At 65.8% G+C, this 21,793-nt stretch carries 20 protein-coding genes; 9 read left to right on the top strand and 11 right to left on the bottom strand.

The annotated features are described in order from the left end of the window. Window positions 1-36 precede the first annotated feature (36 nt). From ACZ0AJ_RS00415 to rsmB, 5 genes are all read right to left on the bottom strand, one after another. Window positions 37-477, bottom strand: coding sequence for a GTPase (locus tag ACZ0AJ_RS00415; RefSeq protein ID WP_499453167.1), 441 nt, complete (start codon window positions 475-477; stop codon window positions 37-39). Beyond that, window positions 477-1,247, bottom strand: a complete 771-nt coding sequence (locus ACZ0AJ_RS00410) for a response regulator (RefSeq protein WP_183556706.1) — start codon at window positions 1,245-1,247, stop codon at window positions 477-479. The genes ACZ0AJ_RS00415 and ACZ0AJ_RS00410 overlap by 1 nt, the downstream gene beginning before the upstream one ends. Window positions 1,248-1,443: 196 nt before the next feature. Beyond that, the gene (locus ACZ0AJ_RS00405) at window positions 1,444-3,744 is read right to left on the bottom strand and encodes a sensor histidine kinase (protein WP_499456697.1); all 2,301 of its coding nucleotides are present in this window, start codon (window positions 3,742-3,744) and stop codon (window positions 1,444-1,446) included. A 4-nt stretch (window positions 3,745-3,748) separates the two neighbouring features. Further along, window positions 3,749-4,324 (bottom strand): DUF4390 domain-containing protein, encoded by a 576-nt coding sequence (locus ACZ0AJ_RS00400; RefSeq protein WP_499453165.1) that lies wholly within the window; start codon window positions 4,322-4,324, stop codon window positions 3,749-3,751. Between the two features lie 43 nt (window positions 4,325-4,367). Then, window positions 4,368-5,957, bottom strand: a complete 1,590-nt coding sequence (gene rsmB / locus ACZ0AJ_RS00395; protein WP_499453163.1) for a 16S rRNA (cytosine(967)-C(5))-methyltransferase RsmB — start codon at window positions 5,955-5,957, stop codon at window positions 4,368-4,370. A gap of 209 nt (window positions 5,958-6,166) precedes the next feature. Between rsmB and argS the strand changes: the two genes are divergently transcribed. The 7 genes from argS to ACZ0AJ_RS00360 all read left to right on the top strand — a co-directional run bounded on the left by argS (window position 6,167) and on the right by ACZ0AJ_RS00360 (window position 12,579). After that, complete coding sequence (argS, locus tag ACZ0AJ_RS00390) at window positions 6,167-7,879, top strand: arginine--tRNA ligase (RefSeq protein WP_499453161.1); 1,713 nt, start codon at window positions 6,167-6,169, stop codon at window positions 7,877-7,879. 33 nt (window positions 7,880-7,912) lie between these two features. Next, entirely contained in the window at window positions 7,913-8,590 is a 678-nt protein-coding gene (locus ACZ0AJ_RS00385) for an SPOR domain-containing protein (RefSeq protein WP_499453159.1), read from the top strand. Window positions 8,591-8,596: 6 nt separating this feature from the next. Beyond that, window positions 8,597-9,382 carry an SDR family oxidoreductase gene (locus tag ACZ0AJ_RS00380; protein ID WP_499453158.1) on the top strand — a complete coding sequence of 262 codons (786 nt, stop codon included), beginning with the start codon at window positions 8,597-8,599 and terminating at the stop codon, window positions 9,380-9,382. Beyond that, window positions 9,379-10,143: a biotin--[acetyl-CoA-carboxylase] ligase gene (locus ACZ0AJ_RS00375; protein WP_499453156.1), complete on the top strand. Its 765-nt coding sequence runs from the start codon at window positions 9,379-9,381 to the stop codon at window positions 10,141-10,143. Before ACZ0AJ_RS00380 ends, ACZ0AJ_RS00375 begins: the two co-directional genes overlap by 4 nt. After that, complete coding sequence (locus ACZ0AJ_RS00370; protein WP_499453154.1) at window positions 10,140-10,877, top strand: type III pantothenate kinase; 738 nt, start codon at window positions 10,140-10,142, stop codon at window positions 10,875-10,877. Before ACZ0AJ_RS00375 ends, ACZ0AJ_RS00370 begins: the two co-directional genes overlap by 4 nt. Continuing rightward, window positions 10,871-11,596 (top strand): SPOR domain-containing protein, encoded by a 726-nt coding sequence (locus tag ACZ0AJ_RS00365; RefSeq protein ID WP_499453152.1) that lies wholly within the window; start codon window positions 10,871-10,873, stop codon window positions 11,594-11,596. The genes ACZ0AJ_RS00370 and ACZ0AJ_RS00365 overlap by 7 nt, the downstream gene beginning before the upstream one ends. Window positions 11,597-11,802: 206 nt before the next feature. Further along, on the top strand, window positions 11,803-12,579 hold the full coding sequence (locus tag ACZ0AJ_RS00360; RefSeq protein WP_499453151.1) for a PEP-CTERM sorting domain-containing protein: 777 nt from the start codon (window positions 11,803-11,805) through the stop codon (window positions 12,577-12,579). 27 nt (window positions 12,580-12,606) lie between these two features. Here the strand turns inward: ACZ0AJ_RS00360 and ACZ0AJ_RS00355 are convergent, their stop codons facing one another. The 6 genes from ACZ0AJ_RS00355 to ACZ0AJ_RS00330 all read right to left on the bottom strand — a co-directional run bounded on the left by ACZ0AJ_RS00355 (window position 12,607) and on the right by ACZ0AJ_RS00330 (window position 19,636). Next, window positions 12,607-13,644, bottom strand: coding sequence for a septal ring lytic transglycosylase RlpA family protein (locus ACZ0AJ_RS00355; RefSeq protein ID WP_499453149.1), 1,038 nt, complete (start codon window positions 13,642-13,644; stop codon window positions 12,607-12,609). Between the two features lie 18 nt (window positions 13,645-13,662). Next, window positions 13,663-14,781: a rod shape-determining protein RodA gene (gene rodA, locus ACZ0AJ_RS00350; protein WP_183556686.1), complete on the bottom strand. Its 1,119-nt coding sequence runs from the start codon at window positions 14,779-14,781 to the stop codon at window positions 13,663-13,665. Window positions 14,782-14,784: 3 nt separating this feature from the next. Continuing rightward, the gene (gene mrdA, locus ACZ0AJ_RS00345) at window positions 14,785-16,773 is read right to left on the bottom strand and encodes a penicillin-binding protein 2 (protein ID WP_499453147.1); all 1,989 of its coding nucleotides are present in this window, start codon (window positions 16,771-16,773) and stop codon (window positions 14,785-14,787) included. Window positions 16,774-16,807: 34 nt separating this feature from the next. Further along, complete coding sequence (gene mreD, locus ACZ0AJ_RS00340; RefSeq protein ID WP_183556682.1) at window positions 16,808-17,326, bottom strand: rod shape-determining protein MreD; 519 nt, start codon at window positions 17,324-17,326, stop codon at window positions 16,808-16,810. Window positions 17,327-17,332: 6 nt separating this feature from the next. Next, the gene (gene mreC, locus ACZ0AJ_RS00335; RefSeq protein ID WP_499453145.1) at window positions 17,333-18,493 is read right to left on the bottom strand and encodes a rod shape-determining protein MreC; all 1,161 of its coding nucleotides are present in this window, start codon (window positions 18,491-18,493) and stop codon (window positions 17,333-17,335) included. 99 nt (window positions 18,494-18,592) lie between these two features. Further along, complete coding sequence (locus ACZ0AJ_RS00330) at window positions 18,593-19,636, bottom strand: rod shape-determining protein (protein WP_183556678.1); 1,044 nt, start codon at window positions 19,634-19,636, stop codon at window positions 18,593-18,595. A 316-nt stretch (window positions 19,637-19,952) separates the two neighbouring features. Between ACZ0AJ_RS00330 and gatC the strand changes: the two genes are divergently transcribed. After that, complete coding sequence (gene gatC, locus ACZ0AJ_RS00325) at window positions 19,953-20,252, top strand: Asp-tRNA(Asn)/Glu-tRNA(Gln) amidotransferase subunit GatC (protein WP_183556676.1); 300 nt, start codon at window positions 19,953-19,955, stop codon at window positions 20,250-20,252. A 49-nt stretch (window positions 20,253-20,301) separates the two neighbouring features. Further along, window positions 20,302-21,777: an Asp-tRNA(Asn)/Glu-tRNA(Gln) amidotransferase subunit GatA gene (gene gatA / locus ACZ0AJ_RS00320; RefSeq protein WP_499453143.1), complete on the top strand. Its 1,476-nt coding sequence runs from the start codon at window positions 20,302-20,304 to the stop codon at window positions 21,775-21,777. Window positions 21,778-21,793: the final 16 nt, after the last annotated feature.

The raw sequence follows: 21,793 nt of genomic DNA, 5'->3' as shown, positions 1-21,793 counted from the left end.
GGCCAGCTGGATTTCAAGTGAACGCACCCGTAAAACTCAGGCGTGCACGGTCGGTTCCAGGGCCAACAGCTGATCGTATGGCGGTGCTGCAAGCCACGATCGCAACTGATCAAGGTGTTCGCTGCTCGCCAGACCGATGAACAGGCGCCGAGGGCGTTGGCGCAGCAGACGATTCAATGTTACACGCAAAACCAGATTGCCGTCGCAGCACAGGCAGCCCGGCGCGATGCGCATGACCTGCAGGCCGGGACCGGTTTCAAGAGGTGTGGCCGCCACGCCCAGGCCTTCGAGGATGACGGCGTCGAACGGAATGGCGGGTGCCGGCAGGCGGCTTGCGGAAGAGGCTGGTCCGTCAGCCGCGAGGCTGCTGACGGATGCAGACGCTGCATCGAACGGCGCGGCCAGGAGCGCCGCAATAGCGCCTTCGCGCGCCGCCGCCGTCGAACCGGTAACGAGACTGGTGGCCGCGCGGGCCATCAGCCCCCTTTCTTGGCCAGCTTGCCCGGCTCGACGCCCAGCTGCTTGAGCTTGCGGTACAAGTGGGTGCGCTCCAGGCCCGTTTTTTCGGCCACGCGCGTCATGCTGCCGCCTTCGCGGCCCAGATGGTGTTCGAAGTACATGCGCTCGAACGCATCGCGTGCCTCGCGCAGCGGCAGGTCGAACGACAGCGTGTAGCCGGTGCCCTCGCCCTGCGACATCGCATGCACCATGCGCGCGCCGTTGCCAAGGGCCGCGCCGGCGCCCGGCTGTGTATTGGCCGATGCGAACATCGGCGCCGATGGCGAGGCCGATGCGGATGCCGCGCCGCCGCCATCGAGCGCCATGCTTGGCACGCTCGGTGCGATCGGGCGCGGTGGTGCCATCGGCGCACGTGCGACTTCCTGCGCGCGGCTCAGGCCCTGCTGCACGGCCTTGAGCAGCTTTTGCAGCGCGATCGGTTTCTCGAGGAAGTTCAGCGCGCCGATGCGCGTTGCTTCGACTGCGGTGTCGATGGTCGCGTGACCCGACATCATGATGACAGGCATGGTCAACAGGCCGTCGCGCTGCCATTCCTTGAGCAGCGTGACGCCATCGGTATCAGGCATCCAGATATCGAGCAGCACGAGATCCGGGGCGCCGGCCGCGCGCGCCTCACGCGCTTGCTGCGCGTTCTCGGCCAGGGTGATGGCATGACCTTCGTCACCGAGAATCTCGGAGAGCAGCTCCCGGATTCCCATTTCATCGTCAACTACCAGTATGTTCGCCATCTCTTCTACCTTCCTGATCTTCTACCCGACGTGTGTGCAATTTTATAAGTTTTTTGCACTGAAGGGGAGTTCGAAAAACCATTACGAGCGGAGCCACGATCGGCCGGAAAAACGCACTGTACTGACAAACACGGCGCAGTGCACTGCCAGGCGGTGCGATTGGCAAGGCAACACGCAGCCGCTTGTTCAGTTGTCCTTAAGCCAAGCTTGCTTCGGGAGCTAACTTTAACAGCAAAATCGACACTGCTGCGCCAGTTCCATCGCTGCGGTTCCCGACATCGATCCGGCCACCGTGTTCATCGATGATTTTCTTGACCATCGGGAGGCCAAGACCCGTGCCGCGCGCCTTGGTCGTCACGTACGGCTCGAACGCGCGCGCCAGGATGCGGGGCGCGAAACCGGGCCCGTTGTCGACGATCGCCAGCCGCACCGCGGTGCCGGCCAGGCCGCCGGCGCCCGTGTACTGGATCGCCTCGGTCGTGATGTCCACGCGCGGCGCCGGCGCATCCGGCCCGCGCTCGACCAGCGCATCCTGCGCGTTCTGGACCAGGTTGTGAATCACCTGACGCAACTGGGTCGCGTCGCCCATCACGCGCGGCAGGTCCGGCGCGAGGTTCGCATGAATGATGTCGCTGCCGTCGTCGGCCAGGTACAGGCTGAGGATCTCGGCGATCAGGCCATTCAGGTCGAGCTGGTCGAGCATCGCCGGCGGCGTGCGCGCATAGTCGCGGAAGTCGTCGACCATGCGCTTCATCGCGTCGACCTGATTGACGATCGTGGTCGTGCCGCGCTGGAGCAGGTCGGCTTGCGCTTGCGGCAGGTGCTCGGCCAGCTTCATCTGCATGCGCTCGGCCGCCAGCTGGATCGGCGTGAGCGGGTTCTTGATTTCGTGCGCCAGGCGGCGCGCCACCTCGCCCCAGGCCACCGAGCGCTGGGCCGTGATCACGTCCGAGATATCGTCGAACACGACGATGAAGCCGCTGTCGGCGCCCACCGGCAAGCGCGAGCCGCGCGCCAGCAGCACGATGTCGTGCTCCTGTTCGTCGGCTGCGCCGGTCTTGCGCTGGGCGTCGCGCGGGATCTCGATCTGCTGCTGCCAGTGCGCGCGCTTGCGGCGCTCGGCCGCCACGTGGGCACTTTGCGCCGAGAACGAGCGCGTGACCGTGTTCGAAAAATGTTCGAGGCCGGCGATGCGGTTCAGCGGCCCCGCCATCGCGCCCGGCTCCACCTGCAGGATGCGGTACGCCGCATCGTTCGAGTTGACCACCACGCCTTCGGCATCGAGCACGATCACGCCGGCCGACATGTTCGCCAGCACCGACTCCAGGTGGGCCTTGGCGCTTTGCAGCGCGGCGCGGTTGCGCTCCACGGCGCTCCTGGCTTCGAACAACTGGCCCGTCATCGCATTGAAGGATCGGGTCAAGGTGCCCAGTTCATCGTTGGTCTCGACGATCGGGCGCGGCGACAGGTCACCCTCGGCCACTGCCTGCGTGCCTTCGGCCAGCACCAGCAGCGGCTGCGCGAGGTTGCCGGCGATGAGGAAGGCGCTGCCGATCGCCCCGAAGATCGCCAGCAGCAACGTCAGAGTCAAGGTCACGATGTACATCTTGCGCAGGCCCGTGCGCGCTTCGAGGCGCAGCCGGTATTCGGTGGAGGCCGAGCGCAGCACCTCGGCGTTCGAGGCCAGGCCCACCGGCACCGCCTGCAGCAGTTGCAGGTAGCGCTGCTGCACGCCAGGCGGTTCGGGCACGGCCATCACCACGCGCAGGCGCAGGCCGGTCACGGCGTCGAGCGCATTCGAAGCGCCGTCTGCGGCCTCGTCGCCCGCATCGGCAGGGCCGACACCGCCCTCGGCCTGGGCATACCCGCCAGGCATGCCGGCGCTGCGCAGCATGCGTTCATTGGGTGCATCGGCCGCCAGATTGGCGCCGCGGTCTTCGGTGGCGGCCGACAACACGGCGCCGTTGGCGTCGACCAGCATCACGCTTTGCAGGCCGCTGGTGTCAGCCAGCAGGCGCGCGAGCACCGGTTGCGCGGTCATGTCGCTCTGCCCTGCCAGCGTGGCGGCGGCAGTCTGCGCGGTGGCGCCCAGTTCGGACAGCGATTCGTCGAGCGCGGCGCGGCCCAGGTTCAGGCCCGATTCGATGGCCGATTCGATCTTGACGTCGAACCACGAGTCAATGGAGTGCGACACGAACTGCACCGACACGATGAAGATGACGAGACCAGGCAGGATGCCGATGCCGGCAAACAGCAGCACCAGCCGCGCCATGAGCCGGGAGCCGAACTTGCCGGCCTTGTAGCGGGAATACAGGCGCCCCAGCGCCACGACCACGACGATCAGGAGCAGGAACGCCATCGCGGCAGTCAGGCCAAGGAGCCAGCTGTAGTAACGGCCGAAGAAGCCCGAGTTGTCGGATGCGCCGGCCAGCAGGAACAGCAGGATCGAGACGATGGCGCCGCCAACGATCAGCGCGTAACGCACCCCACCGCTGATCACTTCACTCCGCACGGTAGGTGAACGTCTTGCGGCTGGAGGTCAGGCGCCAGTCCGAGTCGTTGAAGGCATTGACCTGCAACGGCTTTTGCAGGTACTCGCGGTCCATGAACATGCGCAGCGAGACTTCGTAGACTTCGCCGGCCTTGAGCGTGCCCTTGGGCGCGATCAGCCAGCGCGTCGGGCGCCGGATCATGAACATCGCGTCTTCAAAGGTCTGGAAACGTTCCTGGAACGAGCCCACCACGACCACGTAATACTGGCGCGTGAGCACGTCGTACGAAATGCGGATGGTGCGTTTTAATGAGACAGCCTTTTCGTCGCGCCAGTACCAGCGCGGGCGCGTGAGTTCGATCTCGGTGGTGAAGTGCAGCTGGACCCCGTGCTGGATCGCGTCCTTCAGGCCGTGGTTCAGCTCGAAGTTGTAGGCCGTGTTGAGGCGGTAGCCATCGTCGCTCGCTTCGATGGTTGCGCGGGTGATTTCGATGTCGTCGGCCGCCTGCGCCGGCGTGCCCATGGCAACGCACGCGATCGCCAGCAACAACTGACAGGCGAGAAGGCGGAAAAATCGTAACGTCACGGGGGAGCCGGGGCCTTAAATAATGCGCGTAGTGAAAAGAACTTCACGCCGCTTTCTTCTGGAACAGGGCGTAGAACAAACCGTCATGATCCTGTCCGGCGCCACCGACGGGCAGCAGTTGGCCCGGCGCATCGAGGCGGACCGCGTCGTGGCGGGCCGCGAAGGCAGCCGCCTGCGCCTCCGATTCCTGGGGCCAGAGCGAACATGTCACGAATAGCAATTTACCATTCGGCAGCAGCATCTGCCAAAGGTTGTCGAGTATTTTGGCTGAAAGTGTTGCAAGTTGGGATGTATCCGACTTGCGGCGCAACCAGCGGATATCCGGGTGGCGCCGCACGATGCCCGACGCCGTGCACGGCACGTCGGCCAGGATGCGGTCGTATTGACGGCCATCCCACCAGTCGGTCGCGCCGGCATCGGCCGTGACGAGCTGCGCGGCCAGGCCCAGGCGGCCGAGGTTGTCGCCCACGCGACCGAGGCGCAGCGCATCGGTGTCGACGGCCGTGAGTTCGACGTTCGCCGTCTCGAGGATATGGCCGCTCTTGCCGCCAGGGGCTGCGCACGCGTCGAGCACGCGCATGCCGTCCTGCAGGTCGAGCAGCGGCGCGGCCAGCTGGGCGCCGGCATCCTGCACCGACACCACGCCCTCGGCAAAGCCGGGAATCTGGCTCACATTGATCGCCTGCGCCAGGCGCACCGCGTGCGGCCCCACCTGCTCGGCGTCCAGGCCCGCATCCTGCAGCGACTGCAGATACGCGGCGACATCCTGGCGGCGACGGTTCACGCGCAGCGTCAGTGGCGGATGCGCGTTGCCGGCAGCAAGCACGGCTTCCCAGTCGCGCGGGTAGGCGGCGCGCGCCGTGTCGATCCACCACTGCGGATAATTCCAGCGCGCCAGCGGCGTGCGCAGCGCTTCTTCGACCAGCGACTCGCGCTCGCGCAGGAAGCGGCGCAGCACCGCATTGACCATTGCCTTGGCATGCGCAAAATCAGGGTGCGCCGCCGCGCCGGTGACGGCCTGGTCGACCACGGTGAACGCCTCATACGGGGCCGGCGTGCCCTCGGGCGGGTCGAGCAGCGACAGCGCCGCGCACAGCAAGGCGCCAAGCATCGGCGGCTCGGGCGCCTTGCTCGTCATCAGGCCCAGCAGCGTTTCGCTGCGGCCCAGCTGGCGCATCGTGCGGTAGGCAATGTCCTGGATCGCGCCGCGCGTTTGCGGCGTGACGTCATAGGCGCCAAACACGATCGACAGTGCCTGCGGCAGCGCCATGCCGCCCTGCACGCGGGCGACAGCGCTGGCCGCGCCCAGCAGCGCCAGCGCCAGCGAGTCGGATTTGAGGTCGGGCTTGTAGTCGCGCTGCGGCGCAACTTTGACTTCATGACTGGCGCGCAGGCGCGGCTCTTCGCGCGGCGGACGCACGACGTGATGCTTCAACTGATAGCCGGACGCCGATGCCGGCTGGGCCGGTGCGCGTTCGCCTTGCCCCTGACTGCCCTGCCCTTGTCCCTGTGCGCGTGGTTGCGCGCGCTCGGCGGCCTGGGCCGGCTTGCGGCCTGCTGCGCCGGCGCCGCGGCGGTCGGACGCCGGCTTGGCCTTGGGTTTCAGGGAGAGCGTTGGACGCTTGTCAGTCATGGCGAATAAAATGTTGCGAAAATGGGCTCCCATTGTAACGGTTATGCCTTTGACGACGCTTAATATAGTGGCCGCTGTGGTTATCCTGATAGTGGGTGACACGCCGGCCGCTGGCGCCGCAGCCCGCCAAAGCGGCCCGTCAAGCTAGTATAATGTGCACTGTTTGCCTGACCTCCAGGCGCCGCCTCATTACATTTTCGACCATTCCCATGCTCGCCCAACAAAAACAACAAATCGTTGCCCTGTTCCAGGCCGCCCTCGCGCCGATCGTCGCCGGTACCGATCTCACCCCGAACGTGGTGCTCGAACGGCCGCGCGATCCATCGCACGGCGACATCGCCTGCAATATCGCGATGCAGCTGGCCAAGCCACTCAAGACCAACCCGCGCGAACTGGCCACGCGCCTGGTCGCCGCACTGCTGGCCGAACCTGGCGCGCAGGGGCTGATCGACGCGGCCGACATCGCCGGCCCCGGCTTCATCAACCTGCGCGTGGCCGCCAGCGCCAAGCAATCGGTCGCGCGCAGCGTGCTCGAACAGGGCGCGGCATTCGGTAGCAGCACCAGCGGCGCCGGCCACCACGTGATCATCGAATTCGTCTCGGCCAACCCGACCGGCCCGCTGCACGTCGGTCACGGCCGCCAGGCCGCGCTGGGCGATGCGATGGCGTCGCTGTTCCTGTCGCAGGGCCATGACGTCACGCGCGAGTTCTATTACAACGATGCGGGCGTGCAGATTGCCACGCTGGCCAACTCGGTGCAGGCGCGCGCGCGCGGCCTCAAGCCGGGCGACGCCGAATGGCCCGAATCGGCCTACAACGGCGACTACATCGCCGAAATCGCTGCCGACTTTTTGGCCAAAAAAACCGTCTCGGCCAGCGATGGCGAACCGGCCACCGCCAGCGGCGACGTTGACGATCTCGAATCGATCCGCCGCTTCGCCGTGACCTACCTGCGCAACGAGCAGGACCAGGATCTGCAGGCCTTCGGCGTCAAGTTCGACAACTACTACCTCGAATCGTCGCTGTACGCCGACGGCAAGGTCGACACCGCCGTCAAGACGCTGGTCGACTCGGGCAAGACCTACGAAGACGGCGGCGCGCTGTGGCTCAAGACCACCGACTACGGCGACGACAAGGACCGCGTGATGCGCAAGTCCGACGGCACCTATACGTACTTCGTGCCGGACGTGGCGTACCACATCCAGAAATTCCGCCGCGGCTTCGACCAGGCGATCAATATCCAGGGCAGTGACCACCACGGCACGATCGCGCGCGTGCGCGCCGGCCTGCAGGCGGTCGACATCGGCATCCCGCAAGGCTATCCCGACTACGTGCTGCACAAGATGGTCACCGTGATGAAGGACGGCGAAGAGGTCAAGATTTCCAAACGCGCCGGCTCGTACGTCACCGTGCGCGACCTGATCGACTGGTCGGGCGCGGGCGACGTCACGCGTGGCCGCGACGCAGTGCGCTTCTTCCTCATCTCACGCAAGGCCGACACCGAGTTCGTGTTCGATGTGAACGTCGCGCTCGAGACGAGCGACGAGAACCCGGTGTACTACGTCCAGTACGCCCACGCGCGCATCTGCTCGGCGCTGGCCAACTGGGGCGGCGATGTCGCTTCGCTCGCCAGCGTCGATTTGTCGCCGCTCACCTCGCCGAAGGAATTCGAACTGCTGGCCAAGCTGGCGTCGTACCCTGAAGTGCTCGAGCGCGCCTTGGCCGAACTGGGCCCGCACCAGGTGGCGTTCTACCTGCGCGAACTGGCCGGCGACCTGCACAGCTACTACTTCGCGCACAAGTGGCTGCTGGACGACGACGAGCCGCTCAAGCTGGCCCGCCTCGCGCTGGCCGCGGCCACGCGCCAGGTGCTGCGCAACGGCCTCGCGCTGATCGGCGTGTCGGCGCCGGACAAAATGTAATCACTGCATCCCACTGCCCAACCAGAAAGCGTCATGACCGCCATTCGATCCTTCTCGCCCCTCCGCCAGCGCGGCAGCACCCTGACGGGCATCATCATCGGCCTGATCATCGGGTTGGGCATCGCAGTGGCGGTCGCCCTCGTGATCACCAAGGGCGCCTCGCCCTTCACCGACCGCTCCAACAAGATGGGCCGCCCGGCCGACCTCGAGCCGAGCCAGGCCAACGATCCGAACAAGCCGCTGTACGGCACCCGCACGCCAGTGCGCGAGACGCCCAAGCCAGCGCCAAGTGCACCGGCTGCCGCACCGGCAGCGCCCGCAGCACCCGCCGCACCGGCAGCAGCGCCCGCAGATGCCGATCCACTGGGCGCTGCGATCGCCGGCATGCAGGCGCCGCGCCGCGTCCCGACGCCGGCACCTTCGCCGGCGCCCGTCAATACGGTTGCTGCGCCGGCGGCTGCCGCCGTCACCGACGGCTACATCTATTACCTGCAAGCGGGCGCGTTCCGTGAAATGTCGGACGCTGAAAACACCCGCGCCAAATTGGCGCTGCTGGGCTTCGAAGCTGCGATCACCGACCGCAGCACCGACAGCGGCGTGCTGCACCGCGTGCGCGTCGGCCCGTTCACGCAGGTCGAAGGCGTCAACCGCGCGCGTGCCAAGCTGCTCGACAGCGGCATCGACGTCGCCATCGTGCGCAACCAGCGCTGATCCGGCATGTCGCTGCCGGGCCAGCGCGTCTTCATCACCGGCGCCTCGAGCGGCATCGGCGCCGCGCTGGCGCGCGAATATGCCGCGCGTGGCGCTGTGCTGGGCCTGCTCGGCCGGCGGCGCGACGCGCTCGACCAACTGCGGCAATCGCTCCCCCATTCCTCGCGCCACCAGGTGTATGCAGTCGACGTGCTTGATCGCGCGGCCCTCGCCGGTGCCGCACAAGACTTCATCGCCGTGAACGGTGGCGCCGACATCGTCATCGCCTGCGCCGGCATTTCGCAGGGCACGCTGACCGAGCAGGCCGACGACCTGAGCGTGTTCGACGCCGTCTTCGCCACCAATATGAATGCCACGGTGGCGACGTTCGCACCGTTCATCGCCGCCATGAAAACCCAGTCGACGCCGTGCCGTCTGGTCGGCATCGGCAGCGTGGCCGGCATTCGCGGCATGCGCGGTGCCGGCGCCTACTGCGCCAGCAAGGCCGCGCTGCACAGCTATTGCGAAGCGCTGCGCGTGGAACTGCGGCCGTCGAACATTCGCGTGGTGACCATCGCGCCCGGCTACATCGATACCCCCATGACCCGTGCCAACCGCTTCCCCATGCCCTTTTTGATGCCCCCCGAACGCTTCGCCACGCGGGCTGTCGCGGCGATCGCGCGCGGCGACAGTTACCGCGTGCTCCCGTGGCAGATGGGCGTCGTCGCCAAGCTGCTGCGCTTGATGCCCAACGCCTTGTTCGACCGTCTCTTTGCGCGCGCGCCGACCAAGAAGCGCCGGGAGCAGCCATGAACGCCGCCGCCATTGCCGCCCTGTCGCGCGCAGGCGTCGCGGTTGAAGTCGTCGCGCAGACCGGGTCGACCAATGCCGATCTGCTCGCGCGCGCCGGCACACTTGCCGCCCCGCTGCTGCTGATCGCCGAACATCAAAGCGCCGGCCGCGGGCGCGCCGGGCGCAGCTGGCTGTCGTCGCCCGAAGGCTCGCTGACGTTTTCGCTGGCCTGGCGCTTCGACGGCGGGCCGCAGGCGCTGCTTGGGCTGCCGCTGGCGGTGGGCGTGGCGCTGGCCGACACGCTTGGCACGCTGGGCCAGCAGGTGCAGCTGAAGTGGCCGAACGATGTGCTCAAGGATGGCGACAAACTGGCCGGCATCCTGATCGAAACCCAGTCCGCCCCTGGCGGCGGCACCTGGACCGTGATCGGCATTGGCCTGAACCTGTTGATGCCGGATGAAATGGAAGCGCAGCTGGGCCGCAGCGCGGCCGGCATGCCATGGCTGGCGCGCATGGACCGCGACGCGTTGCTGGCGGCGCTGCTCGACGGCCTGGCCGACTGCCTGCGCGAATTTACCGCGCGCGGGTTTGCCGCCTTCAGCGCGCGCTGGAACCTGCTCCATGCGTGGCAGGGCGAGACCGTCATCCTGCTCGACGGCGGCGTCGTACGGCACGAAGGCCGCGCGGCCGGTGTCGACGATAGCGGGCGCCTGCTGCTCGATACGGCCGAGGGCCGCATCACCGTGATGGCCGGCGACGTCTCGCTGCGAGTGAAAGCATGATGCTGCTGATCGATGCCGGCAATACCCGCGTCAAGTGGGCGCTGGCAGCCGACGGCGCGGCGCCTGGCACCTGGTCGGCCACTGGCGCGGTAGCGCATGCCGGGCTGGATGCATTGGCGTCCGACTGGGCCGGCGCCACGCGCGTGCTGGTCTCGAACGTGGCGGGGCCCGTGCTGGCCGAACGCATCGCGGCCCTGCTGCCGACAAGGGCGCAGGTCGAGTGGTTCGCGTCCACGCCGCAGCGCGCTGGCGTTACCAACGGCTATCGCGAACCGGCGCAGCTCGGGTGCGACCGTTTCGCCGCTGCCATCGGCGCGCGCGCGCTGGCGCCCGGCCAGGACCTGATCGTGGCCACCTGCGGCACCGCGACCACGGTCGACGCGGTGCGCGCCGACGGCCACTTCATCGGCGGCATGATCCTGCCCGGCCTGGCCCTGATGGCCGCGAGCCTGGCGCGCAACACGGCGCAACTGCCGCAGGTCGATGCCGGCGCACTGCCGCCGCTGTTTGGCGACAACACGCACGATGCGATCCTGGCCGGCCTGCTCTCGGCGCAGGCGGGCGCGATCGAGCGCGCGGTGGCGGGCCTCGGCGGCGCCTTCTGCATCGTCTCGGGTGGCGCCGGGCCCCATATCGCGCCGGCCCTCAAGGTTGTGCACCAGGTGGTCGATAACATCGTACTGGTCGGCCTGCATGCAGCAGTCACCGGCTCGACGGGAGATATGCGGTGCTGAAATTCGTGTTCTGGGCGCTGCTGGGCGCCAACGGGGTCTTGCTAGCGTATGGGCAGGGCCTGCTCGGCCAGCCGGGTGATGCGGCGCGCGAGCCGGCACGCCTGAAGAACCAGCTCGCGCCCGAACGCATGCAGCAGCTTACGCCAACGCAGGCCAGGCAGGCAGCGGCGAGCGCTGCACCGCAGCCGCAAGCCGAGGTGGCTGCGCCCATGCCCGAGCCAGCGCCGGTGCCAGTGCCAGTTGCGCGGGATCTGGTCGCCTGTGTCCAGGCCGGCCCCTTCAGCACGGCCGATGCGCGCCGCTTCGAGGCCCGTGTCGCACGGCTTGGCCTCACGCCGCGCCAGTCGCGCATCGAGATGCCGTACCAGGAAGTGACGAGCCGCCTGGTCTATCTGCCACCGAACGGGGGCCGCGAAGGCGCCCAGCGCCGTGTCGCCGAGCTCAGGGAACGGGGCGTGACCAATTTCTTCATCATGCAGAACGACACGTCGCCGCTGCGCTATGCGATTTCGCTGGGTGTGTTCAAATCGGACGGCGCGGCGCAAAAGCTCGTGGCCGACCTGCAGCGTCAGGGCGTACGCGGCGTGCGCATTCTGCCGCGCGGACCGCAAGTGACGCGCGCCGGCTACCAGTATCGCCAGATCGACGCTGCCGAGCGCGATCGTCTGACTGGTATTGCCGATAACTACAACGGTGTTGAAGTCACCCGCTGCAGCTGATCCTGTTTCAAGATCAACGACGGCGCACCTGCGGGTGCGCTTTTTTTCGTCCCCACGTGTTGCGCGGACGCTCAAACCTGTCGAATTTCTTTACACTAAATTCTTTTAAGAAAATAAGATTGTTTACAATCAATAGGTTGCTGTGCTGGCATAAGTATTGCTATACACAAATTATCGTTTCTTAAATTCAAAACTAGGGGTTTGCCATGAAAAAACTGATCACGACCGCTCTGCTGACCGCACTCTGCACCATCTCCGCTTCGGCCCTGGCCACGCCAATCGCGATGACGGGCGCATTTGCCTCGAGCGACATGGCAAACAACAATTACAGCGCCGTGTTCAGTGGCAAATCGTTCCTGCCGGCCGACTACACGGTCAACAGCCTGACTTTCTCGTTCTCGTTCCGCGACGATGGCACCGATATGTTCACGACGTCGGCGCCAGTCTCCACTGGTAGCAACATGACGGGCTGGATGCCCCACACGTCGATCAGCTATGCACGCTATCTGACCAATTACGCGACGGTAGATCGCATGGGCCAGCAGGAAAGCGCCGCCCTGTCGATCGGCGGCGTTGCTCTGGGTACGGGCAGCACGTCATTGCTTGAGTCGAGCACGACCACATCGAGCCCGCTTCAGGTCAAGTACGAAGGCACGGGCTGCTCCTACTACCAGTGCTACGACTTCTACACGAAGAGCTGGACCGACACCACGACCGTCACCCGCGACTACACCGGCGCCTTCACCATCAGCGGCATCATCTCGAACCAGTCGATCATCGACGAACTGCTGCGCAGCGACCAGCTGACGGTGAACCTGCAAGTCGCGGGTGACCTGATTCTGACCAATTCGCAACTGCTGCTGGATTACACAAAGGTTGTGGCGTCCGCCGAAGTGCCGGAGCCATCGAGCATCCTGCTGGCGCTCGCCGGTCTGGCCGGTCTGGGCGCCGTGCGTCGCCGCAGCAAGCGCGTGGCGGCATAACGCCGTTTCAGAAAGACTGGCGAGGCGTCAGCGCCGCACGACGATCGGCTTCAACCCCAGCGAAGCCGGCAGCGCGTCCATCGCCTCGGTCGCCTCGGCACGGGTCGGATACGGCCCGCCGTACAGGCGATTGAATGCCCCCACCTTCACCACTTCGAGCGTGCCCACGTCCACGCCGGCGCGCGCGATCTGGTCGCTGATCGCTTCGGCGGTACCGGTGCGGCCATACGCGCCAAGCTGGATGTAGTAGTCGCCCGTCGTGGCGCGCGGCGCCGGCGCCTCTTGCGCTGCTGGTGTCGCCGGCTCCACCAGGCGCACGACAGCGCCGCTGTCGGACTGCACCCGGTCTTCGAGCATCAGCGCGGCAATCTCGGGCGGCGCCGATTGCGCCTGCGATGTCGCTTCACGCCGCGCGGCGGCAATCTGCGCCGGATTGACGATCGGATCGCCCGGGAACAGGCGCTCGATCTCGACCTCGTGGCTGCCGTTGCCGAGCAGGCCCAGTTTCAGCGCGGCCGTGTACGACACGTCGATGATGCGCGTGGAATGGAACGGGCCGCGATCGTTGATGCGCACCACCACCGACTGGCCGCTTTCCAGGCTCGTCACGCGCACGTACGACGGAATCGGCAGCGTCGGGTGCGCACCCGTCATCTTGTACATGTCGTACAGCTCACCGGAGGCCGTGCGCTGACCGTGGAACTTCTTGCCATACCACGTGCTGATGCCGCGCTGGGTCCACCGTTCATCGTTGCCCAGCGGCGTGTAGGTCTTGCCCAGCACCGTATAGGGACGGCTGGTGAACTTGTTGAATGGTTCGGCCACGACGACCGCGTCGGGCGTCTCGAGCAGGCCATCAGGTGGATTCTCGCCCGGGCCGTCGTCCTTGTAGTAACCGCCCCGCCCAGAATTGGCGGCGGGCAGCTTGGGCGCGGGGCCATGCTTGGCGGTGGGCTTGTGCGGCCATGGAAATGGCGACAGGCGTTTGTGTTCACCGGTACTGCTGCACGCCGTGACAAGAAAGGCAACCGCTACGACCGCCGGGATGTTTTTGCGAACGCCCATTGGCAGTCCTCCTGCTAGTTAAGTCTTCACCAGTTTACGGTGTCTTTGAATACTCATCAATATGCCGGCGCCAAGGCCGAGTGTGATAAAGGCAGTGCCGCCATAGCTCATGAAGGGCAGCGGCACCCCGACCACGGGCAGAATGCCCGCCACCATGCCCATGTTGACAAAGGCATAGGTAAAGAAAATCATCGAGATCGACCCGGCCAGCAGGCGCCCGAAGGTATTGGCCGCATTGGCCGCGATCATCAGGCCGCGCCCGATCAGGAGCAGGTACACGAACAGCAGGAACAGGTTGCCGATCAGGCCGAATTCTTCCGAATACACCGAGAACACGAAGTCGGTGGTCCGCTCGGGCACGAATTCCAGGTAACCCTGCGTGCCCTTCATATAGCCCTTGCCGCTCACGCCACCGGAGCCGATCGCAATGATCGACTGGATGATGTGGAAGCCCTTGCCCAGCGGGTCGGAGGTCGGATCGATCAGTGTCATCACCCGCTCGCGCTGGTAATCGTGCATCATCGACCAGCCCACCGGCAGGCTGGCCAGCCCCAGTACCGACACGGCGGCGATGGCCTTCCACGACAGGCCGGCCAGGAAGATCACGTACAACCCCGATGACGCCACCAGCAGCGACGTGCCAAGGTCGGGCTGCTTCATGATGAACGCCACCGGAATCATCAGGAGCGCCCCGGCGGCCAGGTAATTCTTCCAGCCCGCGACCTGGGCCCTGGTCTGAAAATACCAGGCCAGCATCAGGGGCACGCCGATCTTCATGATCTCGGACGGCTGGATGTCGATCACGCCGATGTGCAGCCAGCGCCGCGCGCCCTTCTTGATCAGGCCAAACATGGCCACTGCGACCAGCAGCGCCACGCCGATGGTGTAGATCGGCACGGCCAGGCGCATCAGCGTTTGCGGCGCGATGTTCGCGGCGATCCACATCACGGCAAACGACAGCAGGAAGTTACGGATCTGGTGCTCGACCCGGTCCGGGAAGTCGGCGCCGGCCGACGACATGGTGATCATGCTGATCGTGACCAGGACCGCGAGGATCAGCGTGAGCGGCAGGTCGAACACCGTGAAATAGGGGCGCAGGCGCCGCCGCAGCGAACGCCGTTCTGGGATATGGGCCATGATTTACTCGGTTCGGGTGACGGCGGGTGCGCTGGCCGTCTGGAGCGGTGCGGTCACGGGCGCTGGCGTCGGCGCTGGCGCTGGTGCGATTTTCTTGACGGTGACGGGACGCTCGGCCTTTTTGGGTTCGGCCGGCGGCGCCGGGCGCTTGCCCAGGATGGCGTAATCGAGCACCTTGCGCGCGATCGGCGCGGCCACGGCGCCGCCAAAGCCGGCGTTTTCAACGACCATCGCCAGCGCGATACGTGGCTGCTCGGCCGGCGCAAACACGGTAAACAGCGCATTGTCGCGGTGACGTTCATCGATCGCGTTGGCATTGTATTTCTTGCCGCGCAGGCCAATCACCTGGGCGGTACCGGTCTTGCCGCCAGCGGTGTACAGGGCGCCGGCAAAGGCTTTCTGGCCGGTGCCTTCGCGGATCACGCCCGCCATCGCATCCTTGATGAAGGCGATGTGCTCGGGCTTCATGGCCAGGCGCCGGGTTTCCTTCGGCACGGTCAGCGTGCGCTCGCGGGTGGCGCCGTCCTCGATCATCTTGACCAGGTGCGGCTTCATCACTACGCCGTTATTGGCCAGGATGGCGGTGGCATGCGCCAGCTGCAGCATCGTGTAGTTGTTGAAGCCCTGGCCAATCGAGACCGAAATGGTGTCGCCGCCGACCCACTTCTGGGCCGCCGGGTTGCGCTTGAAGCGCTCGGCCTTCCACTCTTTCGAGGGCAGCACGCCGGTCTTTTCGTAATCGAGGTCGATCCCGGTCGGCTGGCCAAAGCCGAATTCGCGCATGAACTTCGAAATGTTATCGATGCCCATCTCGTTGGACAGCTGATAGTAATAGGTGTCGCACGAGTGGGCGATCGAGTGATACATATTGACGATGCCGTGGCCGCCCGGCTTGTCATCGTTGAAGCGGTGCCCGCCCAGCATGAAGAAACCGGGATCGCGGATCGCATCCTGCGGGCGGCGGAACCCCATCTCGAGCGCTGCCAGCGACATGAACGGCTTGAAGGTCGAGCCAGGCGGATAGGTGCCCGACAGCGGCCGGTTCATCAGCGGTTTGTCGAGCGAGGTATTGAGTTCGTTCCAGCTCTGTGAGTCGATGCCGTCGACAAACAGGTTCGGATCGAATCCGGGGCGCGACACGTACGCCAGCACGTCGCCGGTGGCCGGCTCGATCGCCACCAGGGCGCCGCGCTGGTCACCGAACGCTTCTTCGGCGATCTTCTGCAGTTCGATGTCGATCGACAGGATCAGGTTGCTGCCCGGCGTGGGCGCCGTACGGCGCAGCGTGCGGATGGCGCGCCCGCCAGCGGAGCGCTCGACCTGCTCGTAGCCGGTCTGGCCGTGCAGCTGGCGCTCGTAGCGCTTCTCGACGCCTTCCTTGCCCATGTGGTCGGTGCCGTTGTAGTTGGCGGCGTCGTCGCCCTCTTCCAGCGCGTCGGCTTCCTTCTGGTTGATGCGGCCGATGTAGCCGATCACGTGCGAGGCCACCTCGCCCATCGGATACTGGCGAAACAGGCGCGCCTGCACTTCAACGCCGGGAAAACGGAAGCGCTGCGCGGTAAAGCGCGCCACTTCGTCATCGGTCAGGCGCGTGCGCAGCGGGACGCTGGCAAAGCTGCGCGACTCTTCGAGCAAGCGCTTGAAGCGGCGCCGGTCGCGCGGCTCGATCTGCACCAGCTTGGCCAGTTCGTCGATGACCGATTCCATGTTCGCCTGCAGCTTCGATGGCGTCAGTTCGAGCGTGTAGGCCGAATAGTTACGCGCCAGGACCACGCCATTGCGGTCGACGATCAGGCCGCGGTTGGGCACGATCGGTACCAGTGCGATGCGGTTGTCCTCGGCCTGGGCCGCGTACTGGTCGTGGTGCAGCACCTGCAGCCACACGACGCGCGCGACCAGGAGGCCAAAGCAAATGAAGACCAGGGCGATCAGCACCGTCAGGCGCATCCGGAACTGGTGGATCTCGCGATCGCTGTCTTTGAATTCGGTCATGCGCTTATGGGTCGATTCAGGTCGATTCAGGTCGTCAGATCGGACGGGTGTGGTCGCGGTCGACCGCGCGGCGCTGGGGCGCCAGCAGCAGCCAGGTGATCACGGGCCACAAAATTACCGCCACCACGCTCTCGATGAACTGCAGCAGGCCCGGAAAGCGCCCGGAGACGATGAAATGCACGATCAGCTGGATTGCCTGCGCCATCAGGAGCAGCGGGAACACGTGCATGGCCTGGGTAAGCGTCGGGAACCACAGCACGCGGCGGTGGATCATGATGGCGAAGTACGACAGCAGCGTATAGGCCAGCGCGTTCTCGCCCAGGAGGCTCGCATCGTGCACGTCCATCAGAAGGCCCATGCAGAAGGCGACGCCGATGCCGACCTTGCGCGGCTGGTGGATGCCCCAGAAGACCAGCACCAGCGCGACAAAGTCGGGCGCGCCGAGCCAGCGGCCCCACGGCATCAGGTTGAGCATGAAGGCGCACACCAGGCTGAACGTGATGAACAGCGGGCTGACGGGCAGCAGGATGTAATGCGGGCGGTTACCTGGCATGGTCGCTTATCGGGTTGGGGTCGGTGCAGGCTGCGTCGGTGCAGGCTGCGCCCGTGCGGCAGGCGCAGTGGCGGCGCGCGTCGCTGCAGCCGGCACGGGCGTGGCCAGCGTCGTCGTTGGCGCAGTACTTGTCGCAGTACCTGGCGCAGTGCCTGGCGCAGTGCCTGGCACAGGACCTGACGCAGCGCCCGGTACGATCGGCGCCTGCACGGCCGCCGGTGCGCCAGCCGCCGGCAACGGCGACGCGGGCAACGGCGGCGTCGGCACCGGCGCCATCGCCGGCAGCTTGCGGCGGTTGCCGGTTGGCGGCGTTTCCTGCGGCGGGCGCGCCGGCAAGGCGTGGTTCGACATGATCACGAGCACCTGGCGGTTGCGGTCGATACCGGCCAGCGGCAGGCCAACGACGCGGCCGAACGATCCGGTCGCCTTTTCGACCTGCGTCACGCGCGCCACGGCCAGGCCGGCCGGGTACATGCCGTCCAGGCCCGACGTGACCAGCACGTCGCCGACCTGGATGTCGGCATCCTGGGCCACGAAGCGCAGATCGAGCTGACCGGAATGACCGCGGCCGTAGACGATGCTGCGCAAGCCGCTGCGCAGTACCTGGACGGGAATGGCCTGGTCCTTGTCGGTCAGGAGCGTCACTTCGGACGTGAACGGGAACACGCGCGTGACTTGCCCCACCACGCCGGCATGGTCGATCACCGGCAGGCCCGGCGTGACGTCGTCGCGCGAGCCGCGGTTGATGACGATGCGGCGCGTCGACGGATCGCGCGCGTCGTACAGGATTTCGGCCATCTGCGATTGCACGGGCAGTTGCTGCTTGCCGTCCATCAGGCGCCGCAGATGGATGTTCTCGGCCATCTGGAACTGCGCCTGCTGCAGCAGGCGGGCCTGGGCCAGCTCCTGGTTCTTCAGCGCCTGGACCTGTTTTTGCAGCGTGGAGACCGACGAGAAATAGACGCCCATATTGCCCACTGCATCGCGCGGCAGCATGGCGGCCATCTGCATCGGGTACAGCACGGTCGCGGCGACCGTACGCACGCCGGCAAGAAGCCCCATGCGGGCGTCGACCACCAGCAGAACGATCGCGATCAGCGCGAACACCGTCACCTTGACACGCGCGGGCGCGCCTTGTTTGAACAGCGGCGGAGGACTATATTCCATGAGCTCTGGTGGTGGTAACGCGGGAGTTCATATCAAGACGGGCAGATGCGCGCAGCTTGTGACTGCACGCCCTGCCCGTCCTGGAAGACCACGTGCGGCTTATTCGTACGAGAAGATGGAACCGAGTTTGTCCATCCGTTCCAGCGCCATGCCCGAGCCGCGCACCACGCAGGTCAGCGGGTCTTCGGCCACCAGCACCGGCAGGCCGGTTTCTTCCATCAGCAGGCGATCCAGGTCGCGCAGCAGCGCGCCGCCGCCGGTGAGCATCATGCCCTTTTCGGCGATGTCGGCGCCCAGCTCTGGCGGGGCCTGTTCCAGCGCGTTCTTGACGGCCGAGACGATCTGGTTCAGCGGGTCGGTCAGCGCTTCGAGGATCTCGTTGCTCGAAATGGTAAACGAGCGCGGGATGCCTTCAGACAGGTTACGGCCCTTGACTTCCATCTCCTTGACTTCCGAACCCGGGAACGCCGAGCCGATTGCCTTCTTGATTGCTTCAGCGGTCTGTTCGCCGATCAGCATGCCGTAGTTACGGCGGATGTAGTTGACGATGGCTTCGTCGAACTTGTCGCCACCCACGCGCACGGAGCCCTTGTAGACCATGCCGCCCAGCGAGATGATGCCCACCTCGGTGGTGCCGCCGCCGATGTCGACGACCATCGAGCCGGTTGCTTCCGACACCGGCAGGCCGGCGCCGATGGCCGCGGCCATTGGCTCTTCGATCAGGTACACCTGCGAGGCGCCGGCGCCAAGGGCCGATTCACGGATCGCGCGGCGCTCGACCTGGGTCGAACCGCATGGCACGCAGATGATGATGCGTGGCGACGGGCGGAAGAATTTGGACTCGTGCACCATGCGGATGAACTGCTTGAGCATCTGTTCGGTGACGGTGAAGTCGGCGATCACGCCATCCTTCATCGGGCGGATCGCCTCGATATTGCCGGGTACCTTGCCCAGCATCTGCTTGGCTTCCTTGCCGACCGCCTGGATCGTCTTCTTGCCATTTGGCCCGCCCTGCTGGCGGATCGCGACGACCGACGGCTCGTCCAGCACGATACCCAGGCCACGCACGTAAATCAGCGTATTGGCGGTACCGAGGTCAATGGCGAGGTCGTTCGAGAAATAGCTGCGTAAAAAACCAAACATGGGTGTCCTGATGCGCATCAATGTGCGCCTAAACATTGATCGGGGATTCTGTGCCGCACCTGCCAACCGAGGGCACCGCGGACTTTCATTGCGCGGGAGCCATAGCTTTCGGCACGACAACGCATTAGCCCGCCATTCTACCTTATAATTTGTCGTTTACATGCCCAATACAGGTGGATTTCCCCACCGAATTGCAAGCGGTTTGCGCGATATTTGAAGGGTTTTATCAACTTTAAAATGCTGTTCGCTGACAACTTGCTAACATTCTTTATTCGCCTAATCACATTCTGCGCAGCCTTGGCCGCGCCACCTTGCCATGTCCCTGACCCTATCTGACGTAAAACGCATTGCCAACCTGGCCCAGCTCGAGATGAACGAGGCCGACGCCGAGATCGCCCTGACCGAGCTGAACGGCATTTTCGCGCTGGCCGAGCAGATGCAGGCGGTCGACACCACCGGCGTGGCGCCACTGGCGCAGCCACTGTCGGCGATCCTTGCCCTGCCGCTGCGCCTGCGCGACGACGTGGTGACCGAACAGAACCACCGCGACGATTACCAGGCGCCGGCCCCGAAAGCGCAGGACGGCCTGTATCTGGTGCCGAAGGTCATCGAGTAATCCCGGCTTTTGAATCGCTCACGAATCCGCTTTTAGAATCGACACGCACATGCATAACAAGACCCTCAAGGAGCTGTCCACGCTCCTGCACTCGAAGCAGATCTCGAGCACCGAACTGACGCGCCACTACCTCGGCCGCATCGACGCCAGCGAACACAACGCCTTCCTGCACGTGGACCACGCGCGCTCGCTGGCCCAGGCCGCCGAGGCCGACGTGCGCTTCGCCGCCGGCACGGCCGGCCCGCTGACCGGCGTGCCGATCGCACACAAGGATATTTTCGTCACGCGCGACTGGCGCACGACGGCCGGCTCGAAGATGCTCGAGGGTTACGTCAGCCCGTTCGATGCGACCGTGGTCGAGCGCTTCCGCAATGCCGGCATGGTCACGCTGGGCAAGGTGAATCTCGATGAATTCGCGATGGGCTCGGCCAACGAAAACTCGGCCTACGGCGCAGTGAAGAATCCATGGGACATGACGGCAGTGCCAGGCGGCTCGTCGGGCGGCTCGGCGGCGGCGATCGCTGCGCGCCTGGCGCCGGCGGCCACCGCCACCGATACTGGCGGCTCGATCCGCCAGCCGGCCGCGTTCTGCGGCGTCACCGGCATCAAGCCGACCTACGGGCGCGTATCGCGCTTCGGCATGATCGCGTTTGCTTCGTCGCTCGATCAGGGCGGCCCGATCGCCCAGAGCGCGGAGGACTGCGCGCTGCTGCTCAATGAAATGATCGGCTTCGACGAGCGCGATTCGACCAGCCTGACGGTCGACCAGGGCAACGTCGCGGAAGACTACACGCGCGCGCTGGAGCACCCGCTGACCGGGCTGCGCATCGGCGTGCCGGCCGAGTATTTCGGCGAAGGCCTGGCGAGCGACGTCGAAGCCGCCGTGCGCGCGGCGCTCGAACAGTTCGTGAAACTGGGCGCGACGCTGGTGGACATCTCGCTGCCGAAGACCGCGCTGTCGATCCCGACCTATTACATCATCGCGCCGGCAGAAGCCTCGTCGAACCTGTCGCGCTTTGACGGTGTGCGCTACGGCCACCGCGCCAGCGAGTACAAGGATCTGCAGGACATGTACCGCAAAACCCGCGCCGAAGGTTTCGGCACCGAGGTCAAGCGCCGCATCCTGGTGGGCACCTATGTGCTGTGCCACGGCTACTACGACGCCTACTACGTGCAGGCGCAGAAGATCCGGCGCCTGATCGCCGACGACTTCCAGGCTGCATTTGCCGACAAGTGCGACGTGATCATGGGCCCGGTCGCGCCGACCGTGGCGTGGGATCTGGGCGCCAAGTCGAACGATCCGGTGGCGAACTACCTGGCCGACATCTACACGCTCTCGACCAGCCTGGCGGGCCTGCCCGGCATGTCGATCCCGTGCGGCTTCGGCGCCGGCGAGAAGAACGGCAAGCGGCCGGTCGGCCTGCAAATCATCGGCAACTACTTCGCCGAAGCCAAGCTGCTCAACATCGCGCACCAGTACCAGCTCGCGACCGATTGGCATACGCGCACGCCGGACGGCGTTTGATTCGCGCCGACACAGA

The sequence above is a fragment of the Telluria sp. AC161 genome, from assembly GCF_979258535.1.
This window is presented reverse-complemented; position numbering and strand designations above follow the sequence as displayed.